The sequence below is a fragment of the Streptomyces griseocarneus genome (genome assembly GCF_014655595.1).
Classification (GTDB): domain Bacteria; phylum Actinomycetota; class Actinomycetes; order Streptomycetales; family Streptomycetaceae; genus Streptomyces; species Streptomyces griseocarneus.
Genome location: NZ_BNBL01000007.1, coordinates 176,040 through 197,888 on the forward strand (window position 1 = coordinate 176,040; position 21,849 = coordinate 197,888).

Consider the following 21,849-nt stretch of genomic DNA (forward strand, 5'->3'; position numbering starts at 1 on the left):
GGCTGCCGCCATGGTACGTATAACGACGCTAGTTATACGTAAAACCGGGATAGCTCGGTCATAAGACTACCGGGCTTGTCAAAAACAGACCGGTTCCACGAGAGGCGGACCATGGCGGCGGCGGGCGGCGGATACGTCGAGATGCTCAGAACGCGGCACGCGGCGCGACTGCTCACCGGCACCCTGGTGGGGCGGCTGCCCAACGCCACGGCCGCGCTGGCGATCGTGCTCTTCGTGCGCGCCGAGGGCGGCAGCTACACCCTCGCCGGCGCGCTCTCCGCGGTCTACGGCGTCGCCAACGCCGTCGGCCAGCCGCTGCTCGGCCGGGCCGTCGACCTCTACGGCCAGCCCCGCGTCATCCTGCCCTCGGCCCTGATGACCGCGCTGGGCATGGCGGCCTTCACCGTCGTCGGCCTCGACCCGCTGCCCCTGTCCTACCTGGCCATGATCGTGGCCGGCTTCTTCGCGCCGCCGCTCGAGGGCGGTCTGCGGGCCCTGTGGCCGTCGGTCCTGAAGAACGAGGACGACCTTCACGCCGCGTACTCGCTGGACGCGATCGCGCAGGAGCTGATCTACGTGGTCGGCCCGCTGATCGTCACCCGCGTCGTGGCGATCTGGTCCGAGGCCGCCGCGCTGAACCTCCTCCACCTGATGGGCGTCGTCGGCGCCCTCGCGGTGGTCACCTCGCCGCCCTCCCGGAAGTGGCGGAGCGAGCCCCGCGAGGCGCACTGGCTGGGCGCGCTGCGCTCCCGCGGGCTGCTGGTGCTGCTCGGCGCCTTCTTCTTCATCGGCTCGGCGCTGGGCTCCATAGCCGTCGCCGCGGTCGCCTACGGCGACGCGCACGACGGCGGCAACATCGCCGGCTGGCTGCTGTCGGCCCTGGGCGTCGGCGCCCTGATCGGCGGCTCCGTCCACGGCGCCCGGCAGTGGCCCGGCAGCCCCGAGCAGCGCCTGCGGGTGCTCGTGGGCGGGCTGGCCCTGCTCTACGTGCCGCTGGTGCTGACGCCCGGCGTGGTGGCCATGACGGTCCTCGCCGCGGTGGCGGGCCTCTTCCTCGCGCCCTGCCTGGCCACCGCCTTCGTGGTGGTGGACCGGCACGCGCCGCGCGGCACGGTGACCGAGGCGTTCTCCTGGCTGGTGACCTCCTTCGGCGTCGGCGCGGCCATCGGGACGGCCTTCGTGGGACCGGCGGTGCAGTCCGGCGGCGCCCGGGCGGGCTTCCTCGTGGCGGTGGGCGGCGGGGCCGCGGCCCTGGTCGTCATGGTGCTGGCCCGGCGCTCCCTGCAAGCCCCCTCGGTCCCCTCGCCCGTGGTGGCCCGGTCGGAAAATGATCGAAGCGGTGCTGTCGAACCCGGTTTCAGCGCAGGGCATCAGGCGTAGTGTTCAGGCATGGACCGCCGCATTTTCGGGCTGGAGAACGAGTACGGCGTCACGTGCACCTTCAGAGGACAGCGCCGGCTGTCCCCTGACGAAGTGGCGCGGTACCTCTTCCGCCGTGTCGTTTCCTGGGGCCGCAGCAGCAATGTCTTCCTGCGCAACGGCGCTCGCCTCTACCTCGACGTGGGCTCGCACCCGGAATACGCAACACCGGAGTGCGACAGCGTGACCGAGCTGGTCACCCACGACAAGGCGGGGGAGCGCATCCTCGAGGGCCTGCTCGTCGATGCCGAGAGGCGCCTGCACGAGGAGGGGATCGCGGGCGACGTCTACCTCTTCAAGAACAACACCGACTCCGCCGGGAACTCCTACGGCTGCCACGAGAACTACCTCGTCGCGCGGCACGGGGAGTTCTCGCGTCTCGCGGACATCCTCATCCCCTTCCTGGTCACCCGGCAGCTGATCTGCGGCGCCGGGAAGGTCCTGCAGACCCCCCGCGGCGCGGTCTACTGCGTCAGCCAGCGGGCCGAGCACATCTGGGAGGGCGTCAGCTCCGCCACCACCCGCTCGCGCCCCATCATCAACACCCGGGACGAGCCGCACGCCGACGCCGAGCGCTATCGTCGGCTCCACGTCATCGTCGGCGACTCCAACATGTCCGAGACCACGATGCTGCTCAAGGTCGGCGCCACCGACCTCGTGCTGCGCATGATCGAGGCCGGTACGGTCATGCGCGACCTGACCCTGGAGAACCCCATCCGGGCCATCCGCGAGGTCAGCCACGACGTCACCGGCAGACGCAAGGTGCGCCTGGCCAGCGGCCGGGAGGCCTCCGCCCTGGAGGTCCAGCAGGAGTACTACGAGAAGGCCGTGGACTTCTGCGAGCGCCGCGGCATCCGCACGGGCACGGTCGAGCGCGTGCTCGAGCTGTGGGGCCGCGCCCTGGAGGCGATCCGGGACGAGGACCTGGACCGCATCTCCACCGAGATCGACTGGGTGATGAAGTACCAGCTCATCGAGCGGTACCGCGCCAAGAACAACATCACCATGTCGCACCCGAGGATCGCCCAGATAGACCTCGCCTACCACGACATCCACCGCCGCCGGGGCCTGTACTACCTCCTGGAGCGGCGGGGGCAGGCCGCCCGGGTGTGCAACGACCTCAAGATCTTCGAGGCCAAGTCGGTGCCGCCGCAGACCACCCGCGCCCGGCTGCGCGGCGACTTCATCCGCCGGGCCCAGGAGCAGCGCCGGGACTTCACCGTCGACTGGGTCCACCTCAAGCTCAACGACCAGGCGCAGCGCACGGTGTTGTGCAAGGACCCGTTCCGGTCGGTGGACGACCGGGTGGAGAAGCTCATCGCCGGAATGTGACGGCGGAGGCGGCGAAGGCCGCAAAGGGCACGCGTGTGCGCCGGGTTCACCGTACCCGGCGCACAACCGTGTCGGACGGGGTTGATCGGCGCGATACAGGCCGTAGAGTGACGGGCACTGCCCAGCCGACCCCTATAGCCCGAGTTGGACTTCATGAACCACACGAAGAACGCGCGTCGCCTCGCCGCGGCGTTGGCCGTGCCCGTCCTGCTGCTGACCGCCTCGGCGTGCGGGTCCGACGACGACGGCGGCTCGTCCGACGCCAAGGTGACGGTGGAGGGGAAGTTCGGCGAGAAGCCCGAGATCTCCGTGCCGAAGGACACCAAGCCGGCGGACAAGCTCGTCGTCAAGACCCTGACCGAGGGCACGGGCGCGAAGGCGGAGAAGGGTTCCTTCGTCCGCCTCGACTTCGCCGGGCAGACGATGAAGGACAACAAGCCGCTGGGCGGCACCTGGGCGACCCAGGACAAGTCGGGGAGCAAGGGCCCGCGCCGCCAGATGGTGCAGCAGCTCGGCCAGCCCAGCCAGGAGATGCCCGCCAAGGTGCTGGACGCCGTGATCGGCCAGAAGGCCGGCTCCCGCATCGAGGTCGAGGGCACGGCGAAGGCGCTGATCGGCGACCAGCTCAACCCGCAGGCGGGCGTCAAGCCCGAGGACGGCCTGGTGTGGGTCATCGACGTCGTCGGCGCCCAGAAGGTCGACTCCAAGGCCGAGGCCAAGGGCGAGCAGGCCAAGCCGGAGGAGGGCATGCCGGAGGTCAAGGCCAACGCCCAGAAGGCCGCGGACATCACCATTCCCAAGGACACCAAGCCGCCGACGGACCTCAAGGACCAGGTCCTGATCAAGGGCAGCGGCCCGGAGATCAAGGCCGGTGACGGCCTGATCGCCCAGTACACGGGCGTGAAGTGGGAGGACGGCAAGAAGTTCGACTCCTCCTGGGACCACTCCGGGGCCACCGCGTTCCAGATCGGCACCGGCTCGGTCGTCCAGGGCTGGGACAAGGGCCTGGTCGGCAAGCACGTGGGGGACCGGGTGGAGCTGGTGATCCCGCCGAAGTTCGGCTACGAGGGCCAGGCGGGCAGCGGGCTGGACAAGAACACCCTGGTCTTCGTCGTGGACATCGTGGGCAAGGTCTGATCCTCTGATCGGGATCTGCCAGAATTGCACGGTTGTCCGCAGGATTGATTCGTAGGAGCACGTTCGTGAACATCGAGAAGCCCGAGATCGACTTCCCCGAAGGTGACATCCCGACCGACCTCGAGATCACCGAGATCTGGGAGGGCGACGGCGCCGTGGCCAAGGCCGGCGACTTCGTCAAGGTCCACTACGTGGGCGTGTCCTGGTCCACCGGTGAGGAGTTCGACGCGAGCTGGAACCGCGGCAACCCGCTGGAGTTCAAGCTCGGCGCCGGCCAGGTCATCGAGGGCTGGGACAAGGGCATCCAGGGCATGAAGGTCGGTGGCCGCCGCAAGCTGGTCATCCCCGCCCACCTCGGCTACGGCGACCGCGGCGCCGGTGGCGGCGCCATCGCCCCGGGCGAGACGCTGATCTTCGTTTGCGACCTGATCGCCGTCTGACACACCCCGAACGAAGGCCGAGGGCCCGTGCCTGCCTGGCACGGGCCCTCGGCTTTTGTCGTACGAGCCGTGAGCGGTACGGTCAACGGTTGAGAGCACAAGTAGAGAGGGCGTCGATGGCGATTGCCAAGGCCGAGCGGCTGATGAACCTGGCGTTGTGCCTGCTGGGCACGCGCCGCCCGCTCAGCAAGGGGGAGTTGCGGGCTTCGATCGAGGCTTACATCGAAACCGCCCCGGTCGGTGAGTCCGGGAACGACGACGCCTTCAACCGGATGTTCGAGCGCGACAAGGACGACCTCCGCGAGCTGGGCCTGATCATCGAGACCGTCGAGGGCCTCGACGGCGAGACCGGCTACCTCGCCCGCCGCGACAGCAACCGCCTCCCCGCGATCACCCTCGACGTCGAGGAGGCCGCGGCCCTGGGCCTCGCCGCCAAGGTCTGGCAGCAGGCCCGGCTGGCCGGCGCCGCCAGCGGGGCGCTGCAGAAGCTGCGCGCCGCCGGGATGCCGGTGGCCGAGGACGCGTACGGCACCCACAGCGTCCTCGAGACCCGCATCCCCGTGCACGAGGCGGCCTTCGAGCCCCTGATGCTCGCCGCCCGCGACCGCCGCCCGGTCGTCTTCGACTACCGCAAGGCCAACGCGGTCCACCCCGAGCAGCGCCGTGTGGAGCCCTGGGCCCTGGAGTTCTGCCGCGGCCACTGGTACCTGGCCGGCTGGGACCGCGACCGCCAGGCCGAGCGCGTCTTCCGCCTCTCCCGCATCACCGGCAAGGTCCGCTCGCGGTCCCTGCCCTTCACCGCGCCCGTGCCCGACCACGTCACGGTCCGCACGACCGTCGAGAGCTGGGCGGGGGAGACGGCCACCGGCACGGCCCGGATCAAGGTGCGGGCGGGCCACGGCTACCCGCTGCGGGCCCGCGCCGCCGCCACCCGCGACCTCGGTGACGGCTGGGACGAGCTGGAGATCCCCTACGGGCACGGGCTGGACGCCTGGCTGGTGGAGTTCGGGCCCGACGTGATCGTGCTCGAACCCGCCGAACTGCGGGCCGATGTGATCGACCGGCTGCGTGCCGTGGCCAAGGGCTGAGAGGAACGGGAGCGACTTCTGATGGCCACCAACGCCATTGACCAGACCCGGCGCATGCTGTCGCTGGTCACCTACCTGCGCGAACGCCCCGGTGCCCGGGTCGCCGACGTCGCCCGCGCCTTCGGCATCACCGAGGACGAGCTGATCGGCGACCTCGACGTGCTGCCCATGTGCGGCACCAGCTTCCGGGGCGGTGACCTGCTGGACATCGACACCGACGGCGACCGCATCTGGTGGCACAACCCCGACGCCTCGGGCACCAGCACCGGCGAGCCGCTGCGCCTGGCCGCCGACGAGGCCACCGCGCTGCTGGTCGCGGCCCGGGCCGTGGCCACCCTGCCCGGCCTGCGCGAGAGCGACCGGCAGGCGCTGCTGCGCGCCACCGCCAAGATCGAGGCCGCGGCCGGCGAGGCGGCGGGCGCCAGCTCCCGGCTGTCGGTCCGCTTCGAGTCCGAGGGCGGGGTCTTCGCCGACGCCGACCGGGCGATCTCCGAGCGCCGCCGCGTCTGGCTGCGGTACTACTCGCCCGCGCGCGACGAGCTCACCGAGCGCGAGGTCGACCCGATCCGGCTGTTCGCCGTGGGCCACACCTACATGGAGGCGTGGTGCCGGCTGTCCGAGGCGCGGCGCACCTTCCGCCTGGACCGGGTGGCCGAAATCCGACTGCTCGACGAGCCCTCCGACCCCCCGCCGGTCGAGCTGCGCGACCTGTCCGAGGGCCTGGTGCAGCCCGCCGCCGAGGACCCCGAGGTGGTCATCGAGGTCGGCCCCGGCGGCCGCTGGGTCGCCGAGTACTACCCCCACGACAGTGCCGAGGAGCTGCCCGAGGGCGGCCTGCGGATCGCGCTGCGCACCCCCGACCCCGCCTCGCTGCGCCGCCTGGCGCTGCGGCTGGGCCGGGACGGGCGGATCGTCTCCCCGCCCGAGCTGTCCGACAGTGCGCGGGAGGCGGCGCGCGAGGCTCTCGCGGCGTACGGCGAGTGAAGGGCAGGGCGAGGGTGGAAGGGGCAGGGGACGTCATGGACGCGAGGACGTCGGTGGCCGCGGTCTTCAAGGCCGCGTGCCCCGACTGCCGGGGCAGCTTCGAGCTGGCGGCCGGCGCGCTGCGGCTGGCGATCGGCGCCAGCGACCGCACCACGTTCTACTCCTTCACCTGCCCCGACTGCGGCTCCGCCGTCCGCAAGCCGGCCGGTGAGCGGATCGTCGAGCTGCTCACCGACGGCGGCGTGCGCACCCTGCGGCTGCACATCACCGCCTGACCCGTCCCGTCCGCCGACCCACCCCGTCCGACCAGCGAGATCCGGCCAAGTGTTCACCCGGCCGTCCCTCTCCCCCCGATAGGCTCGTCCTCATGTTCTGGCCCATGCTCGCCATCGCCCTCGGCTTCTGCGGCATCGCCGTCCTCGCGGTCCTCGCCGCGCGCGTCTTCGCCGAGGTGCGGCGGCTCTCCCGGCAGGTCTCCCAGGCCTCGCAGAGGATCACCCGGGCCGCCGAGGACCTGGAGCGGGCCGCGTCCCCGCTGGCGGCGCAGACCGCCCGTACGCTGCGCGAAGGCCGCTGATCGCCGCATACGGGGGCTCTCCTGCGGTTTCGGGACGGACGGTACGCTGGTCGAGGTGGCCCTGTTGACGAGGCGGAGGGTCGCGACTGGGAGTATGCACAGGGATTGCCGAGCGTTTACCCCTGCGCGTTACGATCGCTGCCGTACGGCTGATGGACATATGTCCGGTCGGCCGGCCGGTCCCACACCCATCCCGCTTCGGTGAGAAGGTAAATCCTTATGTTCGGACGGCTCGGAGCTCCGGAGCTCATCCTCATCCTCGTCGTCATCGTCCTGCTGTTCGGTGCGAAGAAGCTTCCGGACATGGCGCGCTCCCTCGGCAAGTCCGCCCGCATCCTCAAGAGCGAGGCGAAGGCCATGAAGTCCGAGGGCCAGGACAACGCCGCCGCCCCCGCCGACCCGCCCGCCGCGGAGCAGGCCCCCCGTACGATCAAGGCCGCGCCCGGCGACGTGACCTCCCGCCCGGTCGGCGAGCCGAGCGACCGTACGACCCAGCGCTGACCCCGGACAGACTTCAGACGGCCGCCGCGTTCGGGCGTCCGTCTGCCGCACGAGAATAGGGACGTGGGTTGCCGAAGTCTGCCCGCAAGAAGGAGAAGGACCCCGAGGGGCGGATGCCGCTCGCGGAGCACCTGCGTGAGCTGCGCAACCGGCTGGCGAAGTCCGTCCTCGCCGTCGTGATCGTCGCCGTGGTGGCGGCCTTCTACTACAAGGACATCATCGAGGTCTTCAAGCACCCGATCCAGGACGCGATCGGCTGCAAGATCTCCTTCGCGGAGCTCGCGAACAAGGACGCCCGCCAGCAGTGCGCCAGCATCACCATGTCCGGCCTGGTCGGACCGTTCACCCTGATGGTGAAGGTCTCGCTGGTCTCCGGTCTGGTGCTGGCGAGCCCGGTGTGGCTCTACCAGCTGTGGGCGTTCCTCGCGCCGGGGCTGCACAGGACCGAGAAGAAGTACGCCCTGGGCTTCGTCGCGGCGGGCGTGCCGCTCTTCGCGGCGGGCGGTTTCTTCGCCTACAAGGTGCTGCCCTCCGCGGCCAAGGTCCTCATCGAGTTCACCCCGGGCGGGGTCGACAACCTGCTGCCGCTCGACGAGCTCATCGACCTCGTCACCCGCCTCGTGGTCGTCTTCGGGCTCTCCTTCGAGCTGCCGCTGCTGCTGATGATGCTCAACTTCGGCGGAGTGCTCACCGGCCGCCGCATGCTGGGCTGGTGGCGCGGCATGATCATGTGCGTCACGATCTTCTCCGCCGTGGCCACCCCGACCGTCGACCCCTTCTCGATGTTCCTGCTGGCCGGCCCGATCATCGTGCTGTACTTCATCGCGGTCGGCATCGCGCTCCTGAACGACAAGCGCAAGCGCGAGGCGGACCCCGACCGGCTGCTCTCCGACGACGAGGCCGCACCGCTGGACCTCAGCCCGCAACCCATCGGCGACTCCGAGCCGCTGCCCCCGCTGTCCGAGCAGTCCGCCGGCCACGGCAAGGGCTACGACGACGTGACGTGAGAGCGACCGGTCGCGCGGGCGCACCCCGCGACCGGTAGTGTCCCCGGGTGACCAGCGACATCACGTTATTCGTCAACCCCACCGCCGGCCGGGGCCGCGGCGCCCGGGCGGCCGCGCCCGCCGCCCGCGTGCTGCGGGACGCCGGTTTCCACGTCCGTACGGTGGTGGGCGCCGACGGCCCGGACGCGCTGCGGCGCGCCCACGAGGCCGTCGCGGGCGGCACCGGCGCGCTGATAGCCGTCGGCGGCGACGGCATGACCTCGCTGGCCCTGCGCGCCGTCGCCGGCACCCCCACCCCCCTCGGCGTGGTGGCCGTCGGCACCGGCAACGACTTCGCCCGCGCCGCCGGCCTGCCCGTACGCGACCCCGTCGCCGCCGCCGGGGTGGTCGCCGCCTCCCTCAAGGGCGACGGCGGCCGGGCCGTCGACCTCGGCAGGGTGGGGGAGAGGTGGTTCGGCACCGTCCTCGCCTCCGGCTTCGACTCACGCGTCAACGACCGCGGCAACCGCATGCGCTTCCCCACCGGCCGGCTGCGCTACGACGCGGCCCTGCTCGCCGAGCTGGCCGCGCTGCGCCCCATCCGCTACCGGCTGCGGCTCGACGACGGCCCCGAGCAGCACATCGACGCCACCCTGGTCGCGGTCGGCAACGGACGCTCGTACGGCGGCGGCATGCGCATCTGCGCGGGCGCCCGCCTGGACGACGGCCTCTTCGACGTCACCGTCGTCGGCCCCTGCCGCCGCTCCACGCTGCTCACGGTCTTCCCCAAGGTCTACCGCGGCACCCACCTCGGCCACCCCGCCGTGACCACCCACCGGGCGGCGAAGGTGACCCTGGAGGCGGACGGCGTCACCGGCTACGCCGACGGGGAGCCGCTGGGCCCGCTGCCGCTCACCGCCGAGACCGTGCCCGCCGCCGTGCGTCTGCTGGGAGCTCGATAAAGATCGGGTGGCTGTCAGAGGTCCCCGGTAGGCTCGTAGACAAGATGACCGACGACATGTCCCCTGCTGAGCGCTACGCCCTGGCACGGCAGCGCGCCGCGGAGCAGGCCACCGCGCTCGCCCCCTTCCGCGAGATGTACGACTTCGAGCTGGACCCCTTCCAGATAGAGGCCTGCAAGGCCCTGGAGGCCGGAAAAGGGGTGCTGGTCGCGGCGCCGACCGGCTCCGGAAAGACCATCGTGGGCGAGTTCGCCGTCCACCTGGCCCTCACCCAGGGCCGCAAGTGCTTCTACACCACGCCGATCAAGGCCCTTTCCAACCAGAAGTACAACGACCTGGTCCGGCGCTACGGCGCCGCCAAGGTCGGCCTGCTGACCGGCGACAACAGCGTCAACGCCGACGCCCCCGTGCTGGTGATGACCACCGAGGTCCTGCGCAACATGCTCTACGCGGGCTCGCAGGCGCTCATAGGCCTCGGTCACGTGGTCATGGACGAGGTGCACTACCTCTCCGACCGCTTCCGCGGCGCCGTCTGGGAGGAGGTCATCATCCACCTCCCCGAGTCGGTGACGCTGGTCTCCCTGTCGGCCACCGTCTCCAACGCCGAGGAGTTCGGCGACTGGCTGGACACCGTCCGCGGCGACACCGAGGTGATCGTCTCCGAGGAGCGGCCCGTCCCGCTGTGGCAGCACGTGCTGGCCGGCCGGCGGATGTACGACCTCTTCGAGGAGGAGACCGACCACGGCGGCCGAGGCGCCGCCCGCCGCGAGGTCAACCCCGACCTGCTGCGCATGGCCCGCATGGAGAACAGCCGCGTCTACAACCCCCGCGACCGCCGCCGGGGCAAGATGGTGCGCGAGGCAGACCGCGAGCGCGAGCGCCGCCAGCGCAGCCGGATCTGGACGCCCGGCCGCCCCGAGGTCATCGAGCGCCTGGACGCCGAGGGCCTGCTGCCCGCCATCACCTTCATCTTCAGCCGCGCCGGCTGCGAGGCCGCCGTCCAGCAGTGCCTCTACGCCGGCCTGCGGCTCAACGACGACGCGGCCCGCGCCAGGGTGCGCGAGATCGTCGAGGAGCGCTGCGCCCCGATCCCCGACGAGGACCTCCACGTCCTGGGCTACTTCGAATGGCTCGAGGGGCTCGAGCGCGGCATCGCCGCCCACCACGCGGGCATGCTGCCGACCTTCAAGGAGGTCGTCGAGGAGCTCTTCGTCAAGGGCCTGGTCAAGGCCGTCTTCGCCACCGAGACCCTGGCCCTGGGCATCAACATGCCGGCCCGGTCCGTGGTGCTGGAGAAGCTGGTGAAGTGGAACGGCGAGCAGCACGCCGACATCACCCCCGGCGAGTACACCCAGCTCACCGGCCGCGCCGGCCGCCGCGGCATCGACGTCGAGGGCCATGCCGTGGTGCTGTGGCAGCGCGCCATGGACCCGGGCGCGCTGGCGGGCCTGGCCGGCACGCGCACGTACCCGCTGCGCTCCAGCTTCAAGCCGTCGTACAACATGGCGGTCAACCTGGTCTCGCAGTTCGGCCGGCACCGCTCGCGCGAGCTGCTGGAGACCTCCTTCGCCCAGTTCCAGGCGGACAAGTCGGTCGTCGGCATCTCCCGCCAGGTCCAGAAGAACGAGGAGGGCCTCGCCGGGTACCGCCAGGCGATCGAGTGCCACCTCGGCGACTTCGACGAGTACGCCCGCCTGCGCCGCGAGCTGAAGGACCGTGAGACCGAGCTGGCCAAGCAGGGCGCGTCCCAGCGGCGGGCCGCCGCGGCCGCCGCGCTGGAGCGGCTCAAGCCGGGCGACGTCATCCACGTGCCCACGGGCAAGTACGCCGGCCTCGCGCTCGTGCTCGACCCGGGCGTGGCGCCCGCCCGCACCGACCGCCACCGCGGCTTCGACCACTACGACGGCCCGCGCCCGCTCGTCCTCACCGCCGAGCGGCAGGTCAAGCGGCTCGCCCCGATCGACTTCCCGGTGCCGGTCGAGCCGATGGAGCGGATGCGCATCCCCAAGTCCTTCAACCCGCGCAGCCCGCAGTCCCGCCGCGACCTCGCCTCCGCGCTGCGCACCAAGGCCGGTCACCTCGAGCCCGACCGGCACCGCAGGGCCCGGGGCGCGGCCGCCGACGACACCGAGATCGCCCGCCTGCGCACCGCCATCCGCGCGCATCCCTGCCACGGCTGCGACGAGCGCGAGGACCACGCCCGCTGGGCCGAGCGCCACTACCGCCTGCAGCGCGACACCCGGCAGCTGGAGCGGCGCATCGAGGGCCGGACGAACACCATCGCCCGGACCTTCGACCGCATCTGCGCGCTGCTGAGCGAGCTGGGCTATCTGCACGGCGACGAGGTCACGGAGAACGGCCGCCGCCTGGCCCGGCTCTACGGCGAGCTGGACCTGCTGGCGTCCGAGTGCCTGCGCGACGGCGTCTGGGACGGCCTGAAGCCCGCCGAGCTGGCGGCCTGCGCCTCCGCGCTGGTCTACGAGGCCCGCGCCGCCGACGACGCCGCCCCGCCGAAACTGCCCGCGGGCCCGGCGCAGGACGCCCTCGCCGAGATGGTCCGCATCTGGGGCCGGCTCGACGCCCTGGAGGAGCAGCACAAGATCAACCAGACGGAGGGCGTCGGCCAGCGCGAGCCGGACCTCGGCTTCGCCTGGCCCGCCTACCGCTGGGCCTCCGGCCACGGTCTGGACGAGGTGCTGCGGGAGATCGACATGCCGGCGGGCGACTTCGTGCGCTGGACGAAGCAGCTGATCGACGTCCTCGGCCAGATCGCGGCGGCGGCCCCGCCCGGCAGCCCCGTCGCGCGCAACGCCCGCAAGGCGGTCGACGGACTGCTGCGCGGCGTCGTGGCGTACTCGTCGGTGGGCTGAGGTGGGCTGAGCCACCCCGGCACGCCCGGTCCCGGCCGCGCCCTAGCGGGCGGTCAGCCCCAGCAGGTCGCGGGCCGGGCCCGTCGGGCGGTGGCCCGTCGGCCAGACCGCCCGCAGGGCGCGGCGCAGCGGCAGGCCGGCGACCGGGATCTCCACCAGCCGCCGGGCGGCCAGCTCCTCGTCGATCGCCAGCTCGCTCAGCACCGACGGTCCGGCACCGCTGACGGCCGCCGCCTTGGCCGCGGTCGTCGACGCCAGCTCCAGCAGCGGGGGCGCCGGCCCGTCGCACGCGGCGAGGGCCGCGTCGAGCACCTGACGGGTGCCCGAACCGCGCTCGCGCAGGATCAGGGGGGTCGCCGCCAGCTCGGCCGGGGGCAGCGGGGCGCCGCGCCGGGCCCAGGGGTGGCCGGGGGCGGTGACGACGACGAGCCGGTCGTGGCCGATCACCGTGCCGTCCAGGCCGGGCGGCACGTCCAGGCCCTCGACGAACCCGAGGTCCGCCTCCCCGGCCAGCAGCCGACCGGCGACGGCGGCGGAGTTGCCGGCCAGCAGCGAGACGGCCGTGTCCGGCCGCTGCGTGCGCAGCGCGACCAGCCAGCCCGGCAGCAGGTACTCGGCGATGGTCATGCTGGCGGCGACCCGCAGGCGCGCGTCGCGCCGTCCCCGCAGGGCCTGCGCGCCCGCGTCGAAGGCCTCGGCCGCCTCCACGATCCGCCGCGCCCAGTCCGTGACGAGCACCCCGGCGTCCGTCAGCCGCGAACCGCGCGGGGAGCGCTCCACCAGCGCGACCCCGAGCTGCCGTTCCATGGCGCGCAGCCGGCCGCTCGCGGCGGGCTGGGTGATGCCCAGCTCCCGCGCCGCCCGCCCCAGGCTGCCCAGCCGGGCCACGGCGAGCAGCAGCTCGAGCGCCCCGAGGTCGGGCACCCGGTGCGCCAGCGGCACGCGGACCGGCTCCTGACTCATCAGTCCAGCTTATGCCCTCATAGCCACATCGTCCCTGGTGAGGGCCTCGCCCCGGGGAGAGGCTGGAACCATGAGCACGCACAGCCACCCCACACCCCTGCGCCACCTCGGCCCCAACTGGTACGCGACCGTCATGGGCACCGCCATCGTCGCGTCCGCCGGGGCCGCCCTGCCCCTCCACGCACCGGGCCTGCGCGGGGCGTACGAGGCGGTGTGGGCGCTGGCCGTGCTGCTCCTGCTCTCCCTCCTCGCCGCCCGCGCCGGCCACTGGGCCCGCCACCGGGACCAGGCCCGGCGGCACCTGGGCGACCCGGCGGTCGCCCCCTTCTACGGCTGCCTGGCGATGGCCGTGCTCGCCGTCGGCGGGGCCACGCTCTCCGTCGGCTCCGGGGTCATCGGCGAGCGGGCGGCCGTGGCCGCCGACGCCGTGCTGTGGGTGGCCGGCACCGGCATCGGGCTCGCCGCTGCGGCGGCCATTCCGTATCTGATGGTCACCCGCCACCGGATAGCGCCGGGCGACGCCTCCCCCGTGTGGCTGCTGCCGGTCGTCGCGCCGATGGTCTCGGCCGCGACCGGTCCCGCGCTCGTGCCGCACCTGGCGGCCGGCCAGTGGCGGGAGGCGATGCTGCTGGGGTGCTACGCGCTGTTCGGGGCGAGCCTGCTGGCGACGCTGGTCATCCTGCCCGCCGTCGTCGCGCGCCTGATCCACCACGGGCCGCTGCCGCTCGTGCTGACCCCCACGCTCTTCCTCGTCCTCGGCCCGCTGGGCCAGTCCACGACCGCCGTGGGCAACCTGGCCGACGTCGCACGGGGCGCGGTCGCGGCCCCCTACGCCGAGGCCCTGGGCGGCTTCGCGGTGCTCTACGGCGTCCCCGTCATGGGCTTCGCCCTGCTGTGGCTGGCCCTGGCGGGCGCCATGGCGGTCCGCGCCTTCCGCGGCGGCATGGGCTTCGCGATGACCTGGTGGGCCTTCACCTTCCCCGTCGGCACGTGCGTCACGGGCGCCGCCGGCCTCGCCCGGCACACCGGACTGTCCGCCCTGACCTGGGCGGCCGGCGGGCTGTACGTCCTGCTGGTGGCCGCCTGGGCGGTCGCGGCAACCCGCACGGCGGCCGGGCTGGTCAGCGGCCGGCTGCTCGCAGCGCCGCGCCCAGCACCGTCGGCGCCTGTGCCAGCGATGGCCCGTACCACGTGAGATGACGCCCGCTGACGAGCGCGGACGGCAGGCCGGGAAAGGACTCCGGCCCGTCGTCCGCGCCGAAGCGGTACGGCTCGTCGGGCAGCACGACCAGCTCCGCACCGCAGGAGTTGAGCTCCTCGAGCGGGATGCGGGGGTAGCGCTCGGCGTGCCCGGCGTGGACGTTGAGCACGCCGAGGCGGGCGAGGACGTCGCCGGCGAAGGTGTCCCGGCCCAGCACCATCCAGGGCCTGCGCCACACGGGCACCACGGCCCGTACCGGGGGAGCGTCCGCCCGTACGTCGCGCCAGGCGTCGCGCGCGTCGTCGAGCCAGGCGGGCCGGGCCAGGCGGCAGCCGCGCACCAGGACGCGCTCCAGCTCGGCGAACGCCTGCCCGAGCGTGCGGACTTCGGTGACGAGGACGTCCAGCCCGGCCGCCCGCAGGGCGCCGAGGTCGGGGGCGCGGTTCTCCTCCTCGTTGGCGATGACGAGGTCGGGGGCGAGGGCCACGATCCGTGCCACGTCGGGGTTCTTGGTGCCCCTGACGCGGACGACGTCGAGGTCCGCGGGGTGTTCGCACCAGTCGGTGGCCCCGACGAGCAGCTCCGGGGCCGTGGCGGCCACGGCCTCGGTCAGCGAGGGGACCAGGGAGACGACGCGGCGTACGGCGGGGCGGGCCCTGGTCCGTGGAGTCACGGCCCCACCGTACGCCTGTTCGTCAGGTGCCGACAGGCGCCATCCTGTCGGCGAAGCCCGGGTGGGCGTCGAGCCAGCGGCGGGCGGACTCCTTCTCCTTGCCCTTGCCGCCGCTCTGGATCTCCGCCTCGAGCGAGGAGAGGTCCTTCTCGCTCATGCGGAAGTCCTTCACCCACTGGGTGACGCGCGGGAAGTCCTTGGCGAAGTCCTTCTTGCCCACCGCGTGGATCTCCTCGCCCTTGCCCCAGGCGCCCTTGGGGTCCTTGAGCTTCTTCAGGTCGTGCGTGCCGTACGCCCAGTGCGGCGACCAGAGCGTGGTGACGATGGGCTCCTTCTTCTTGATGGCCCGGTCGAGGTCGGCGAGCATCGCGGAGGTGGAGGACGAGACGACCTTGTACTCGCCGTCCAGGCCGTACTCCTTGAGCACGGTGTCGTTGAGCCTGGCCATCATGCCGGCGCTGGCCTCGATGCCGGTGATCTTTCCGCCGAACAGCGCGCCCTTGCCCTTGAGGTCGGCCAGGGAGTCGACGCCCTTGACGTAGGAGGGCACGGACAGCTCCAGCGAGGTGGGGCCGTACCAGGAGCCGAGGTCGGCGAGCTTGTCGCCGTAGCGGTCCATGTACTGCTTGTGCGTCGTGGGCAGCCAGGCGTCGAACTGCAGGTCCATCTGGCCCTGGGCGAGGGCGGTGTAGAGCGGGCCCGGGTCGAGCTGCTGGACCTGGGGCTTGTAGCCGCGGTCCTCGAGGACGTTCTGCCAGAGGTAGGTGGTGGCGACGGCCTCGTCCCACGGGAAGTACCCGAGCTTGATGTGCTTGCCCTGGCCGATGTTCTTGCCGGCGGCCACGCTCTGGCGGTCGTCGCCGCCGCCGGCGAGGTGCAGGCCGCCCCCGACGAGCGCGAGGACGACGATGCCGACGGTGGCCACCGCCGTGCCGGGCCGGTAGCCCAGGACCGCGGGGGCGGCCCGGCGCGCCGAGGCGGCGGCCTTGGCCTCGGCCCGGCGGCCGAGCGGGGAGACCCGCTTGCCGAGCGCCGCGGTCATGCGGTCGAGGTACATGGCGAGGACGACGACCGCCAGGCCGCTCTCGACGCCGCCGCCGATGTCGACCTTGGTGACGGCGGAGTACACGGCCTCGCCGAGACCGCCGGCGCCGGCCATGCCGGCGATGACGACCATGGACAGCGCCAGCATGATCACCTGGTTGACGCCCGCCATGATGGTGGGCAGGGCCAGCGGGAGCTGGACGCGCACGAGGGTGTCGCGCGGGGTGGTGCCGAAGGCCCGGGCGGCCTCGACGAGTTCGCCGTCGACCTGGCGGATGCCGAGCTCGGTCATCCGCACGCCCGGGGGCATCGAGAAGACGATGGTGGCGATCAGGCCGGGGATGGGCCCGATGGAGAAGAACATCACGCCCGGGATCAGGTAGACGAAGGCGGGCATGTTCTGCATGACGTCCAGCACGGGCCGCAGCACGCCGCTGACCCGGCGGGAGCGCGCCGCCCAGATGCCGAGCGGGACGGCCACGAGCAGGGTGATGAGGCTGGCGACGAGGACGAGTGAGAGCGTCGCCGTCGCCTCGTCCCACAGCCCGAAGGAGTCGATCAGCGCGAGTCCGGCGAAGGCGAGCAGGCCGGCGCCCAGGCCGCGCAGCCACCAGGCGAGGACGGCGAGGATGCCGGCGACGATCAGCGCGTCGGGCGCGCCGATGACGGCGTCCACGCCCTCGTACAGCCCGGTCAGCACGGTGTTGACGGCGTCGAAGAGCCAGGAGAGGTGCGACTGCAGCCAGCCGACGGCGCTCTCCGCCCAGCCGCCGAGGTTGATGCTAGGCACGGGCGGTCACTTCCTCCGTGGCGGCGTGGGGTTGTTCGCCCAGCGCGGCCAGCAGCCCCTCGCGGGTGACGACGCCGGCCGGCTCGCCGTCCCGGCCGGTGACGGCGACGGGGGTGTCGCTGTGGGAGAGGGTCGTGAACAGCTCGGCCACGGGGGTGTCGGCGTCGACGGTGGCGGTCGTGTGCGGGACGGCGGCGGACGGCTCGTCCATGATCGAACCGGCGGTGAGCACGCGGGAGCGGTCGACGTCCTGGATGAAGGAGGCGACGTAGTCGTCGGCCGGGCGGACGAGGATGTCCTCGGCGGTGCCGTTCTGCACGATCCGGCCGTCGCGCATGACGGCGATGCGGTCGCCCAGGCGCATGGCCTCGTTGAGGTCGTGGGTGATGAAGACGATGGTCTTCTTCAGCCGCTTCTGCAGGTCAAGCAGCTGGTCCTGCATGTCGCGCCGGATCAGCGGGTCCAGCGCGCTGAAGGACTCGTCCATCAGCAGCAGGTCGGCGTCGGTGGCCAGCGCGCGGGCGAGGCCCACGCGCTGCTGCATGCCGCCGGAGAGCTCATCGGGCCAGGAGGTCTCCCAGCCGGCCAGGCCGGCCAGCTCCAGGGCCTCGGCCGCCCGCTCCTCGCGCTCGCGGCGCGGGACGCCGCGGACCTCGAGGCCGTAGGCGGCGTTCTCCAGCACGCTGCGGTGGGGGAAGAGCGCGAAGTGCTGGAAGACCATGCTGATGTTGCTCGAGCGCACCTCGCGCAGCTCGCGCGGGGACAGCGCGGTCAGGTCGCGGCCGTCGTAGAGGACGCTGCCGGCGGTCGGCTCCAGCAGTCCGTTCAGCATGCGCAGCAGCGTGGACTTGCCGGACCCGGAGAGGCCCATCACCACGAAGATCTGGCCGGCCTCGACCTCGAACGACGCGTCGATCACCGCCGCGGTGGTGCCGTCGGCGCGCAGCTCGTCGCGGCTCGCGCCGTCCTCGAGCCGGCGGACGGCTGCTTCGGGTCGTCTGCCGAACACCTTGTACAGGTGCTCGGCCTTCAGCCTGGACACATAGACCTCTCGGGTAGAACTCGATCCCGGCCGCCTCCCCCAGCAGGCCGGGCCACTTCCGGGCTCGCGCCTGCCCCGGGCCATTAGGGGCAAACCGAACGTGATCCGCTTCACATGGCGGTGGGGTGCTGTCGGTGGCGTGCGGCATGATCGAGCCGTGACCCGACGCCTGATGCTCCTCGACACCGCCTCCCTGTACTTCCGCGCCTACTTCGGGGTGCCGGACTCGGTGAAGGCTCCCGACGGCACGCCCGTGAACGCGGTGCGCGGCCTGCTGGACTTCATCACCCGCCTGGTCCAGGACCACCACCCCGACGACCTGGTGGCCTGCATGGACTTCGACTGGCGCCCGCAGTGGCGGGTCGAGCTGATCCCCTCGTACAAGGCGCACCGGGTGGCGGAGGAGACGCCGTCGGGCCCCGACGAGGAGGAGGTGCCGGACACGCTCTCCCCGCAGGTGCCGGTCATCGAGGCCGTGCTGGACGCGATCGGCATCGCGCGCGTCGGGGCGGTGGGGTACGAGGCCGACGACGTGATCGGCACGCTGGCCGGGCGGGCGGCGGGCCCGGTGGACATCGTCACCGGCGACCGCGACCTCTATCAGCTCGTCGACGACCGGCGCGGGGTGCGGGTGCTGTATCCGGTCAAGGGGGTCGGCACGCTGAACGCCGTGGACGAGGCGGTGCTGCGGGAGAAGTACGGGGTGGACGGCCCCGGCTACGCCGACCTGGCGCTGCTGCGCGGCGACCCGAGCGACGGGCTGCCGGGGGTGCCCGGGATCGGGGAGAAGACGGCCGCGAAGCTGCTGGCCGCCTTCGGCGACCTGGCCGGGATCATGGCGGCGGTCGACGATCCGGCGGCGAAGATCAGCCCGGCGCAGCGCCGGCGGCTGGACGAGTCCCGTCCGTACCTGGCGGTGGCGCCGAAGGTGGTGCGGGTCGCCTCGGACGTGCCGCTGGCGCCCTTCGACGCGGCGCTGCCGGCCGCGCCCCGCGATCCGGCCGGGCTGGAGGAGCTTGCGGCGCGCTGGGGGCTGGGGGGTTCACTGCAGCGGCTGCTCTCCGTTCTCCACGGGTGAGATGTTAGGTTAGGCAGGCCTAACTTATAGCGATCAGGGGATCAGGGGAGAACGCCATGGCAGACCGTCCCGTCCGCAAGAAGCCTCAGCTCACGCAGGCGCATGTGATCCGCACCGAGCGTCTGACGCCGCACATGGTGCGGGTGGTGCTCGGCGGCGAGTCCCTCGCGGAGTTCGGCGCCGGCGAGTGCACCGACCACTACGTCAAGCTGCTCTTCCCGGTGCCGGGCGTCACCTACCCCGAGCCCTTCGACATGGAGGTCATCCGCCGCGACCTGCCGCGCGAGCAGTGGCCGAGCACGCGCACGTACACCGTGCGCTCCTTCGACCGCGCGGCCCGCGAGCTGGTGATCGACTTCGTCTTCCACGGCGACGAGGGCCTGGCCGGCCCCTGGGCCGCCCAGGCGCGGCCCGGGGACGAGATCCGCATGCTCGGCCCCGGCGGCGCGTACGCCCCGGACCCGGCCGCCGGCTGGCACCTGCTGGCGGGCGACGAGAGCGCGCTGCCCGCGATCGCCGCGTCCCTCGAGGCGATGCCGGAGGGCGCCCTCGTCCACGCCTTCGTCGAGATCGCCGACGAGAGCGAGGAGCAGAAGCTGGAGCTGCCCGCCGGCGTGGAGGTCACCTGGCTGCACCGCGGCGCCTCCCCGGTGGGCGAGGCCCTGGTGGCGGCCGTGCGCTCGCTGGACTTCCCGGCCGGCGACGTGCACGCGTTCGTGCACGGCGAGGCCGGGTTCGTCAAGGAACTGCGGCGCCACCTGCGCCTGGAGCGCGAGGTGCCGCGCGAGCGGCTGTCGATCTCGGGCTACTGGCGGCGCGGCCACGACGAGGACGGCTGGCAGGCCTCCAAGCGCGAGTGGAACCAGCAGGTGGAGGCCGAGCAGGAGGGCGGCACCGCGACCGGCGCCGCCTGAGACCCGGGCGAGTGGCGGGCGACGGCGACCTGACGGCCCGTCGGCCGCGATCGTTCTCGTATTCTCGCCGCATGAACACTGCCCGGACCCCCCTGGCGGCCCTGGCCGCGGCGGCCCTCGTCCTGACGGCCGCCGCCGGCGCCGCCGCGGACCCCTCCCTCTCCGACTCCGAGAGCTCGATATCGAGCGGTGCTCCCACCCAGCGCGGCCGGGAGGCGGTCTTCACCGTCACCACGGGGCAGACGACGCTCGACGAGCACGACGGCTACCTGACCGTCGAGTCGCCGGCGTTCGCCAAGAAGCTCACGCTGCGGGCGAAGCGTTTCCGCGAGGGGAAGAACGGCGAGCTCTACACCAGGGTCGCGGGCATGGTCCTGTGCGACATCGAGCCGGGCACCTACCCCGTCGAGCTCAGGGACGGCGGCGAGGACGAGCCGGCGGACTCCGTCGAGCTGACGGTCGTCTCCGCGATGGACCCGGGCAACCGCGAATTCTGCGCCGGCCCCGCCGACTACGACTCCGCCGTCGACAGGACCAGCGAGACGGCTCCCGACGAGGACGAGGAGGAGGACGACGGCGTCTCCCTCGGCGAGCTCGCCGCCGTCATCGCCGGCACCGCGGCCCTGGCCGCGGCGCTCGCCGCGACGGCCACCTACCTGGTCACCAGGCGGCGCCGCGGGCGGGGACCGGACGAGCCGGCGTAACCGCCGGACGATTCGGCGGCCCCCCGCCCGGGTGGACCGCGTTCAAAGCCCGGACGCCGGGGCGCCGGGCCGGGAACGATGCCGGGCATGCCGGCAGACCCTCTCCCCGCGCCCCGTGCTCCTCTCGTGCGCTGCAACCGCTGCCACCACCCCATGTGGTGGGACCTGACACCGGGACAGCCGCCGTGCTGGTACTGCTCGCTGTGCGGGCACCCGGCGGGGCGGAGGATCAACGCCGCCGCCGTCCCGCCTCCGTGCCCCCAGGGGTGTTCCTCGCCGGTCACGGAGATCCGGGACGGGGTGCGGCGGCACATCTGCCACTGACGCGCATCCCTGCCACTGACGCCGGGCTCAGCGCCGCGGGCGCGACGCCGCGGCCCGCACCAGGGCCCTTGCCAGGCGCAGGTCGTCCCGGGCCTCGGGGTGCCACTGGACGCCCAGGGCGAAGCGGTCGCCCGGGTACTCGAGCGCCTCCACCGTGCCGTCCTCCGCGTGGGCCGTGGCCACCAGGCCGTCGCCCAGCCGGGCCACCGCCTGGTGGTGGTGGGTGGCCACGTCCACGGCGTCGGGCAGCAGGCGGGCGGTCAGCGTGCCCGGGACCGGCTTGACGAGGTGGCCGGAGAAGGCGCCCGCACGGGGGTTGTGGGCCTCGTGGCCCACCTCGTCCGGCAGGTGCTGCAGCAGCGTGCCGCCCGCGTGGACGTTCATCACCTGCATGCCCCGGCAGACGCCGAGCACCGGAACGTCCTGGTCCAGAGCGGCGGCCAGCAGGGCCAGTTCCCAGCGGTCGCGTTCGGGGACGGCGGCGCCGGTGCGGGGGTGGGGCTCCTCGCCGTACAGGGCCGGGTCCAGGTCCTCGCCGCCGGCGAGCACCAGGCCGTCCAGCCGCCGGACCACGCCGGCGGCCGCCGCCGGGTCGTCCGGCGGCAGCATCACCGCCAGGCCGCCGGACCGCTGGACGTACTCGGGGTACGCGGCCGGGAGCAGGGCCGCCGGAAGGTCCCACGCCACCCCCCAGCGGGCCCGGGTGAGGTAGGTGGTGACGCCGATCAGCGGCGGCTGTGCGCCGGCGGGCCGTGCGGCGACCGGCTGTGACTGCGCGTTCAATTCCATGGTCCTTTCCTGCATGTCCCTATCGCTGCCC

21 protein-coding genes are annotated in these 21,849 nt (G+C 72.9%); 16 read left to right on the forward strand and 5 right to left on the reverse strand.

The window, feature by feature from the left end; genetic code table 11:
* The first annotated feature begins 111 nt into the window (after nt 1-111).
* The 12 genes from IE295_RS19415 to IE295_RS19470 all read left to right on the forward strand — a co-directional run bounded on the left by IE295_RS19415 (nt 112) and on the right by IE295_RS19470 (nt 12,296).
* Nucleotides 112-1,380, forward strand: a complete 1,269-nt coding sequence (locus IE295_RS19415; protein WP_190065148.1) for an MFS transporter — start codon at nt 112-114, stop codon at nt 1,378-1,380.
* 9 nt (nt 1,381-1,389) lie between these two features.
* A complete protein-coding gene (gene pafA, locus IE295_RS19420) occupies nt 1,390-2,751 on the forward strand; it encodes a Pup--protein ligase (protein ID WP_190064965.1) in 1,362 nt (453 codons plus the stop codon).
* Between the two features lie 153 nt (nt 2,752-2,904).
* The gene (locus IE295_RS19425) at nt 2,905-3,888 is read left to right on the forward strand and encodes an FKBP-type peptidyl-prolyl cis-trans isomerase (protein WP_190064966.1); all 984 of its coding nucleotides are present in this window, start codon (nt 2,905-2,907) and stop codon (nt 3,886-3,888) included.
* 65 nt (nt 3,889-3,953) lie between these two features.
* Nucleotides 3,954-4,328 carry an FKBP-type peptidyl-prolyl cis-trans isomerase gene (locus IE295_RS19430; protein WP_190064967.1) on the forward strand — a complete coding sequence of 125 codons (375 nt, stop codon included), beginning with the start codon at nt 3,954-3,956 and terminating at the stop codon, nt 4,326-4,328.
* Nucleotides 4,329-4,444: 116 nt separating this feature from the next.
* Nucleotides 4,445-5,416, forward strand: coding sequence for a helix-turn-helix transcriptional regulator (locus IE295_RS19435; RefSeq protein WP_190064968.1), 972 nt, complete (start codon nt 4,445-4,447; stop codon nt 5,414-5,416).
* 21 nt (nt 5,417-5,437) lie between these two features.
* Complete coding sequence (locus IE295_RS19440) at nt 5,438-6,400, forward strand: helix-turn-helix transcriptional regulator (RefSeq protein ID WP_190064969.1); 963 nt, start codon at nt 5,438-5,440, stop codon at nt 6,398-6,400.
* A 35-nt stretch (nt 6,401-6,435) separates the two neighbouring features.
* Nucleotides 6,436-6,675: a hypothetical protein gene (locus IE295_RS19445; protein ID WP_107431044.1), complete on the forward strand. Its 240-nt coding sequence runs from the start codon at nt 6,436-6,438 to the stop codon at nt 6,673-6,675.
* A 92-nt stretch (nt 6,676-6,767) separates the two neighbouring features.
* Nucleotides 6,768-6,977 (forward strand): hypothetical protein, encoded by a 210-nt coding sequence (locus IE295_RS19450; protein WP_190064970.1) that lies wholly within the window; start codon nt 6,768-6,770, stop codon nt 6,975-6,977.
* Between the two features lie 219 nt (nt 6,978-7,196).
* Entirely contained in the window at nt 7,197-7,478 is a 282-nt protein-coding gene (tatA, locus tag IE295_RS19455; protein ID WP_190064971.1) for a Sec-independent protein translocase subunit TatA, read from the forward strand.
* A 68-nt stretch (nt 7,479-7,546) separates the two neighbouring features.
* Complete coding sequence (gene tatC / locus IE295_RS19460) at nt 7,547-8,485, forward strand: twin-arginine translocase subunit TatC (protein ID WP_190064972.1); 939 nt, start codon at nt 7,547-7,549, stop codon at nt 8,483-8,485.
* 47 nt (nt 8,486-8,532) lie between these two features.
* Nucleotides 8,533-9,426, forward strand: a complete 894-nt coding sequence (locus IE295_RS19465; RefSeq protein ID WP_190064973.1) for a diacylglycerol kinase — start codon at nt 8,533-8,535, stop codon at nt 9,424-9,426.
* A 44-nt stretch (nt 9,427-9,470) separates the two neighbouring features.
* Entirely contained in the window at nt 9,471-12,296 is a 2,826-nt protein-coding gene (locus IE295_RS19470) for a DEAD/DEAH box helicase (protein ID WP_190064974.1), read from the forward strand.
* 42 nt (nt 12,297-12,338) lie between these two features.
* Here IE295_RS19470 and IE295_RS19475 read toward each other — a convergent pair whose 3' ends face one another.
* The gene (locus IE295_RS19475; protein WP_190064975.1) at nt 12,339-13,259 is read right to left on the reverse strand and encodes a LysR family transcriptional regulator; all 921 of its coding nucleotides are present in this window, start codon (nt 13,257-13,259) and stop codon (nt 12,339-12,341) included.
* Between the two features lie 70 nt (nt 13,260-13,329).
* Here IE295_RS19475 and IE295_RS19480 point away from each other — a divergent pair, with 70 nt between their 5' ends.
* Nucleotides 13,330-14,454, forward strand: coding sequence for a TDT family transporter (locus IE295_RS19480; RefSeq protein WP_190064976.1), 1,125 nt, complete (start codon nt 13,330-13,332; stop codon nt 14,452-14,454).
* On the opposite strand, the gene IE295_RS19485 is transcribed toward IE295_RS19480, so the two are convergent.
* Genes IE295_RS19485 through IE295_RS19495 form a run of 3 tightly spaced genes read right to left on the reverse strand, consistent with a single transcriptional unit; the run spans nt 14,381 to nt 18,009 of the window.
* Nucleotides 14,381-15,133: a helical backbone metal receptor gene (locus IE295_RS19485; protein ID WP_190064977.1), complete on the reverse strand. Its 753-nt coding sequence runs from the start codon at nt 15,131-15,133 to the stop codon at nt 14,381-14,383. The two genes, IE295_RS19480 and IE295_RS19485, sit on opposite strands and share 74 nt — an antisense overlap.
* A 22-nt stretch (nt 15,134-15,155) precedes the next feature.
* Nucleotides 15,156-16,967, reverse strand: coding sequence for an ABC transporter permease/substrate binding protein (locus IE295_RS19490; RefSeq protein ID WP_190064978.1), 1,812 nt, complete (start codon nt 16,965-16,967; stop codon nt 15,156-15,158).
* Nucleotides 16,960-18,009, reverse strand: coding sequence for a quaternary amine ABC transporter ATP-binding protein (locus IE295_RS19495; protein WP_190064979.1), 1,050 nt, complete (start codon nt 18,007-18,009; stop codon nt 16,960-16,962). The genes IE295_RS19490 and IE295_RS19495 overlap by 8 nt, the downstream gene beginning before the upstream one ends.
* Nucleotides 18,010-18,181: 172 nt before the next feature.
* Here IE295_RS19495 and IE295_RS19500 point away from each other — a divergent pair, with 172 nt between their 5' ends.
* From IE295_RS19500 to IE295_RS19510, 3 genes are all read left to right on the forward strand, one after another.
* Nucleotides 18,182-19,087 carry a 5'-3' exonuclease gene (locus IE295_RS19500; protein ID WP_190065149.1) on the forward strand — a complete coding sequence of 302 codons (906 nt, stop codon included), beginning with the start codon at nt 18,182-18,184 and terminating at the stop codon, nt 19,085-19,087.
* A 56-nt stretch (nt 19,088-19,143) separates the two neighbouring features.
* Nucleotides 19,144-20,001: a siderophore-interacting protein gene (locus tag IE295_RS19505; RefSeq protein WP_190064980.1), complete on the forward strand. Its 858-nt coding sequence runs from the start codon at nt 19,144-19,146 to the stop codon at nt 19,999-20,001.
* 71 nt (nt 20,002-20,072) lie between these two features.
* A complete protein-coding gene (locus IE295_RS19510; protein WP_190064981.1) occupies nt 20,073-20,705 on the forward strand; it encodes a hypothetical protein in 633 nt (210 codons plus the stop codon).
* A 351-nt stretch (nt 20,706-21,056) separates the two neighbouring features.
* Here the strand turns inward: IE295_RS19510 and IE295_RS19515 are convergent, their stop codons facing one another.
* Nucleotides 21,057-21,818: a gamma-glutamyl-gamma-aminobutyrate hydrolase family protein gene (locus tag IE295_RS19515; protein WP_190064982.1), complete on the reverse strand. Its 762-nt coding sequence runs from the start codon at nt 21,816-21,818 to the stop codon at nt 21,057-21,059.
* Nucleotides 21,819-21,849: the final 31 nt, after the last annotated feature.